The organism is Desulfovibrio sp. 1188_IL3213, assembly GCF_036763145.1.
GTDB lineage: Bacteria > Desulfobacterota > Desulfovibrionia > Desulfovibrionales > Desulfovibrionaceae > Desulfovibrio.
In genome coordinates, this window is record NZ_JBAIYR010000222.1 from 1 (window position 1) to 3,754 (window position 3,754).

10 protein-coding genes and 1 pseudogene are annotated in these 3,754 nt (G+C 57.9%); all 11 read right to left on the reverse strand.

Annotation, left to right across the window (positions count from 1 at the left end; genetic code table 11):
• A pseudogene (gene rpsE, locus V6C16_RS09145) lies at positions 1-266 on the reverse strand (30S ribosomal protein S5); the annotation flags it as partial.
• A 1-nt stretch (position 267) separates the two neighbouring features.
• Positions 268-627 (reverse strand): 50S ribosomal protein L18, encoded by a 360-nt coding sequence (gene rplR, locus V6C16_RS09150; RefSeq protein WP_333535050.1) that lies wholly within the window; start codon positions 625-627, stop codon positions 268-270.
• Between the two features lie 10 nt (positions 628-637).
• A complete protein-coding gene (rplF, locus tag V6C16_RS09155) occupies positions 638-1,177 on the reverse strand; it encodes a 50S ribosomal protein L6 (protein WP_012624309.1) in 540 nt (179 codons plus the stop codon).
• A gap of 11 nt (positions 1,178-1,188) precedes the next feature.
• Complete coding sequence (rpsH, locus tag V6C16_RS09160) at positions 1,189-1,569, reverse strand: 30S ribosomal protein S8 (protein ID WP_333535051.1); 381 nt, start codon at positions 1,567-1,569, stop codon at positions 1,189-1,191.
• 103 nt (positions 1,570-1,672) lie between these two features.
• Positions 1,673-1,858: a type Z 30S ribosomal protein S14 gene (locus tag V6C16_RS09165; RefSeq protein ID WP_333535052.1), complete on the reverse strand. Its 186-nt coding sequence runs from the start codon at positions 1,856-1,858 to the stop codon at positions 1,673-1,675.
• 10 nt (positions 1,859-1,868) lie between these two features.
• Complete coding sequence (gene rplE / locus V6C16_RS09170; protein ID WP_333535053.1) at positions 1,869-2,408, reverse strand: 50S ribosomal protein L5; 540 nt, start codon at positions 2,406-2,408, stop codon at positions 1,869-1,871.
• Positions 2,409-2,417: 9 nt separating this feature from the next.
• On the reverse strand, positions 2,418-2,750 hold the full coding sequence (gene rplX, locus V6C16_RS09175; protein ID WP_012624305.1) for a 50S ribosomal protein L24: 333 nt from the start codon (positions 2,748-2,750) through the stop codon (positions 2,418-2,420).
• Positions 2,751-2,759: 9 nt separating this feature from the next.
• Positions 2,760-3,128 carry a 50S ribosomal protein L14 gene (gene rplN / locus V6C16_RS09180; RefSeq protein ID WP_333535054.1) on the reverse strand — a complete coding sequence of 123 codons (369 nt, stop codon included), beginning with the start codon at positions 3,126-3,128 and terminating at the stop codon, positions 2,760-2,762.
• A 9-nt stretch (positions 3,129-3,137) separates the two neighbouring features.
• On the reverse strand, positions 3,138-3,401 hold the full coding sequence (gene rpsQ, locus V6C16_RS09185) for a 30S ribosomal protein S17 (RefSeq protein WP_012624303.1): 264 nt from the start codon (positions 3,399-3,401) through the stop codon (positions 3,138-3,140).
• A gap of 1 nt (position 3,402) precedes the next feature.
• Positions 3,403-3,633: a 50S ribosomal protein L29 gene (gene rpmC / locus V6C16_RS09190; protein WP_333535055.1), complete on the reverse strand. Its 231-nt coding sequence runs from the start codon at positions 3,631-3,633 to the stop codon at positions 3,403-3,405.
• On the reverse strand, positions 3,634-3,754 hold a 121-nt coding region (locus V6C16_RS09195; protein ID WP_333543053.1), incomplete at its 5' end, for a ribosomal protein L16.

The following is a 3,754-nucleotide window of genomic DNA, read 5'->3' on the forward strand; positions in this document are numbered from 1 at the left end:
ATTTCATAAGGCAGGGTTCCGTCCACAAGAGCCACCTGAACGCGGTTCTTGCGGGCGCGCTCGGTTGCCTTGCGCAGGGCTTCGGGCACTTCCTGGGCCTTGCCCAGGCCAAAGCCCACGCCGCCCTTTCCGTCACCCACCACCACAAGAGCGCTGAAGCTGAACCGGCGACCGCCCTTGACCACCTTAGCCACGCGGTTGAGGGAAACGATCTTTTCGATTTCGCCCAACTCGTTCTGCTGTGTTTCGGTATTTTCCTGACGCATATTAGAACTCCAGGCCGCCTTCGCGGGCGCCATCGGCTACGGCTTTGACGCGACCGTGATAAAGATACCCGTTGCGATCGAATACCACCTTGTCGATATTCTTTTCCTTGGCCATGCGGGCAATTTCCATGCCCACCTTTTCAGCGCCGCCCTTGTTGCAGTGCAGCCCTGATTCGTTCTTGCCAAGCGCAAGGGTGGAGGTGGCAACCAGAGTGGCGCCGTCCAGATCGTTCACGATCTGGGCGTAGACATGCAGGTTGGACCTGTAAACGACCAGACGCGGGCGCTCGGCAGTGCCGCTGACCTTTTTGCTGATGCGAATCTTGCGGCGCTGCCGCGATTCATTCTTGCTGTACTTCATGACGCGCCCCCTACTTCTTGCCGCCGGATTTGCCGACCTTGCGGCGAATCGTTTCGGTAGCGTACTTGATACCCTTGCCCTTATAGGGTTCGGGCTTGCGGATGCGACGAATCCTGGCGGCCATTTCGCCCACCAGTTCCTTGTCAATACCGCTGATGGTCAGCACCTGGCCTTCCACCGTGGCCTTGAGACCTTCGGGCAGTTCCACCAGCACCGGATGGGAATAGCCCACCTGAAGCTCGATGATATTGCCTTTCACCGCCACGCGGTAACCAACGCCGATGACTTCCAGGGCCTTGGAAAAGCCCTTGGTGACGCCGTCGATGCAGTTGGAAAGCAGCGAGCGGCGCAGGCCGTGCTGGGCGCGGGTAACGCGGTCGTCTTCGATGCGGGTCAGCACAACATGGCCGTCGGCCTGTTCGTACTGGAGCAGGGAGCAGACAGGCGTGCTCAGCGAGCCTTTGGGGCCTTTCACTTCCACAACATCCGTTCCGATCTTGACTTCAACGCCATTGGGAACGGGAATGGGCAGTTTACCTATTCTGGACATGCTCGCACCGCCTACCAGATTTCACACAGAAGTTCGCCGCCCACCTTCTTTTCATGGGCGGTCATGCCGTCCAGCACGCCGCTGGACGTGGACAAAATGCATATGCCGAGGCCGTTCTGCACCCTGGGAATCTTGTGGGCGCCCACGTACACGCGACGGCCGGGCGTGCTGATGCGCTTGAGGCCGCTGATGACGGGCTTGCCCTTCAGATACTTGAGGGTAATGGTAATGTTGCTGTCGGCCACGGCCACGTCTTCGACGTAACCTTCCTGCTTGAGGATGGCGGCTAACGATTCCTTCATCTTCGAGCGCGGCACATTTACTTCCTTATGCAGGGCCAAATGTGCGTTGCGGATGCGGGTCAGCATATCCGCAATGGGATCTGTCAACATCGAGAAGCTCCTGAGAGTTTGGGTGCGGGGTTAACGGCCCAATGCCGCCACTTCCCGCGGCGCGCCAAAAACGCGCCATCCGGGCGCTTTCGCGCCCGGAAATTTACCAGCTCGACTTGCGCACGCCGGGCAGCTCGCCACGAAGGGCCATATTGCGGAAGCAGATACGGCAGAGGCCGAACTGACGCAGAAAAGCCCGGGGCCGGCCGCAGAGCGGGCAGCGATTGTAAGCGCGAGCGCTGAACTTGGGCTTGCGCTTGGCCTTTACTTCCAAAGAAGTACGGGACATAGCTTAACTCCTACTTGCGGAACGGCATGCCCAGCTGGTCAAGAAGGAACTTGCCTTCCTTGTCCGTGGCCGCCGTGGTGACAATGGTGATGTTCATGCCCTTGGGGTTTTCCACACGATCCGCCTCAAGTTCGGGGAAGATGGTGTGTTCCTTGATGCCCAGGGTGAAATTGCCGCGCCCATCGAAACCGCGGTCAGGAATACCGCGGAAGTCACGTACCCGGGGCAGGGCGAAGTTCATGAGCTTGTCAAGAAAATCCCACATGCGGTCCTTGCGCAGGGTGACGCGAGCGCCGATAGGCATGCCTTCGCGCAGCTTGAAAGCAGCGATGGATTTTTTGGCGCGTGTCACCACGGCCTTCTGACCGGCAATGGCCGAAAGTTCAGCCACGGCTTCTTCCATCAGCTTATTGTTCTGGCTGGCGGCGCCAAGGCCGATGTTCAGAGAGATCTTTTCAATCCCGGGCAGTTGCATAGACGAGGAGTAACTGAACTCCTTGTGCATTACCGGAACCACCTTCTCTCTATATATCTTTTCAAGGCGTGTCATCGTATCACCTTATTCCATGACTTCATTGCACTTTTTGCAGAAGCGCACTTTCTTTTCCTTGCCCTCGGACTCAATGGTCTTGTAGCCCACGCGGGTGGCCTTGCCACAAGCGGAGCAGACAACCATGACGTTGGACACGTGGATCGGCATTTCCTTTTCCACGATACCGCCGGGCTGCTGGGCATAGGGGTTGGGGCGCATGTGGCGCTTGACCATATTGGTCTTTTCCACCAGCACGCGATCCTTCTTGCGCAGGATCTTGAGCACCTTGCCGATTTTGCCCGCGTCTTTGCCGGCGATTACCATCACCTTGTCGTCCTTGCGGATACGATACATTTTCATGACGGTCTCCTACAGCACTTCCGGGGCCAGCGAAATAATTTTCATAAAGTTCATGGCGCGCAGCTCACGGGCCACGGGCCCGAAGATGCGGGTGCCGAGGGGTTCGCCCTGACTGGAGAGCAGCACCGCGGCGTTGCCGTCGAACTTGATGTAGCTGCCGTCCATGCGACGCACTTCTTTGGCGGTGCGCACGATAACAGCTTTCATAACGTCGCCCTTTTTCACTTTGCTATGTGGCATGGCTTCCTTTACAGAAACCACCACGATGTCGCCGACAGAGGCGTAACGGCGGTGTGAACCGCCCAGCACCTTGATGCAGGCAACCTTTTTGGCGCCGGAATTGTCGGCGACCTGAAGCGTGGATTCTACCTGAATCATGGCACTACCCTATACGGCTTTTTCAATGATGGAGACCAGATGCCAGCGCTTGTTGCGCGAAAGCGGACGGAACTCCACAATTTTGACCTTATCGCCCATACCGCATTCGTTCATGGGATCATGAGCCGTGAACTTCTTGCGGCGCCTCACATACTTTTTGAGCAGAGGGTGCTTGACCAGGGTCTCAACGCGCACGACAATGGTCTTGTCGTTCTTGTCGCTCACCACAATGCCGGTCAGCGTTCTGCCCTTACGATCTTCCAGAGCTTGCATTTTAGGCCCTCTGCTCCTTTTCGTTCAGTACAGTCTCGATGCGCGCCACCTGCTTCCGCATGGCTTTCAGCTCGGAAGTCTTTTCAAGCTGCGCAGCGGCATGCCTGAAACGGGCGGTCATCAGTTCCTGGCGCTGTTCGGCCAGCTTGCCGCGCAGTTCTTCAACGCTCATGGAGCGAAGGTCGGCGGCGGCGGGCCGGGCGCTTTTGTCGGTTTTTTTCTTGGCGGCCATTTAGATGCCCTCCCTCACCACGATGACGGTCTTCACGGGCAGCTTGTGTGCGGCGCGGGTGAGCGCTTCGCGTGCAAGGTCAAGGCTGACGCCCTTGATTTCATACAGCACGCGACCGGGT

Bases quoted from the DNA above. Each gene is read 5' to 3' on its own strand.
- rplR (WP_333535050.1), bottom strand. From the start codon at position 627: ATGAAGTACAGCAAGAATGAATCGCGGCAGCGCCGCAAGATTCGCATC.
- rplF (WP_012624309.1), bottom strand. From the start codon at position 1,177: ATGTCCAGAATAGGTAAACTGCCCATTCCCGTTCCCAATGGCGTTGAA.
- rpsH (WP_333535051.1), bottom strand. From the start codon at position 1,569: ATGTTGACAGATCCCATTGCGGATATGCTGACCCGCATCCGCAACGCA.
- V6C16_RS09165 (WP_333535052.1), bottom strand. From the start codon at position 1,858: ATGTCCCGTACTTCTTTGGAAGTAAAGGCCAAGCGCAAGCCCAAGTTC.
- rplE (WP_333535053.1), bottom strand. From the start codon at position 2,408: ATGACACGCCTTGAAAAGATATATAGAGAGAAGGTGGTTCCGGTAATG.
- rplX (WP_012624305.1), bottom strand. From the start codon at position 2,750: ATGAAAATGTATCGTATCCGCAAGGACGACAAGGTGATGGTAATCGCC.
- rplN (WP_333535054.1), bottom strand. From the start codon at position 3,128: ATGATTCAGGTAGAATCCACGCTTCAGGTCGCCGACAATTCCGGCGCC.
- rpsQ (WP_012624303.1), bottom strand. From the start codon at position 3,401: ATGCAAGCTCTGGAAGATCGTAAGGGCAGAACGCTGACCGGCATTGTG.
- rpmC (WP_333535055.1), bottom strand. From the start codon at position 3,633: ATGGCCGCCAAGAAAAAAACCGACAAAAGCGCCCGGCCCGCCGCCGCC.